The sequence below is a fragment of the Oleiphilus sp. HI0125 genome (assembly GCF_001635355.1).
On sequence record NZ_LWGF01001461.1, the window covers coordinates 1 to 792 of the forward strand.

Here is a 792-nt window from a genome sequence, read left to right on the forward strand (position 1 = left end):
CGACTCTGAAGTCGAAGCTGCGATTCAAGAAAGCCTCTATAAATTAATGGAAGGTAAAACCGTTATTGCGATCGCGCATCGTTTATCAACAATCGCCGCGATGGATCGCTTAATCGTGCTAGATGAAGGGCGTATTGTTGAAGAAGGATCGCACCTAGAGCTGATTGCCAAAAATGGCATTTATGCTCAGTTATGGCAACGTCAATCTGGCGGATTTATTGGCGATTAAGAGTCACCTTGCAGGGTCGTGATGAGCGTTCTCGGTCCGCCTGAAATACGGTGTTCACCAAGATAAATACCTTGCCATGTGCCTAGAGCAAGACGCCCATTAGTGATCGGAATCGTCAGAGAAGATCCAAGCATGACCGACTTAATATGTGCTGGCATATCGTCAGCACCTTCGTAGTCGTGCTCATAAACAAAACTCCCCTGCCCCACGTCGGGAACAAGCTTTAAGAAGTAACGTTCCATGTCTCTGCGCACACTCGGATCTGCATTTTCATTAATGCATAAAGACGCAGAAGAATGTTTGATGAATAAGTGTGCAAGCCCGACTTCGAAGTTTGCTATCTCAGGTACTTGCTGAACAATCTCATCCGTAACGAGATAAAAGCCTCTTTTTTGCGCTTTTAGCCGAATCGTACGTTGAAGCCACATAATGCTCTCACCCAACAATCAATTTACACGAGAGACTAGTGTGCCAGAAAGAAAAAGGCACTGGCCACTAGGAAGACTCAAAACCTAGTGCCGTGCCGAGATAAAACGAGAGGAATTAAGATGACAAGCCAAGCA

Annotated in this window: 1 protein-coding gene and 1 pseudogene; one reads left to right on the top strand and one right to left on the bottom strand. The window is 45.7% G+C overall.

Going from position 1 to position 792, the window contains the following annotated elements:
• Nucleotides 1-229, top strand: a pseudogene (locus A3762_RS24740) (ABC transporter ATP-binding protein); the annotation flags it as partial.
• On the opposite strand, the gene A3762_RS24745 reads toward A3762_RS24740, so the two are convergent.
• A complete protein-coding gene (locus tag A3762_RS24745; protein ID WP_068753823.1) occupies nucleotides 226-657 on the bottom strand; it encodes a secondary thiamine-phosphate synthase enzyme YjbQ in 432 nt (143 codons plus the stop codon). The pseudogene A3762_RS24740 and the gene A3762_RS24745 overlap by 4 nt on opposite strands.
• Nucleotides 658-792: the final 135 nt, after the last annotated feature.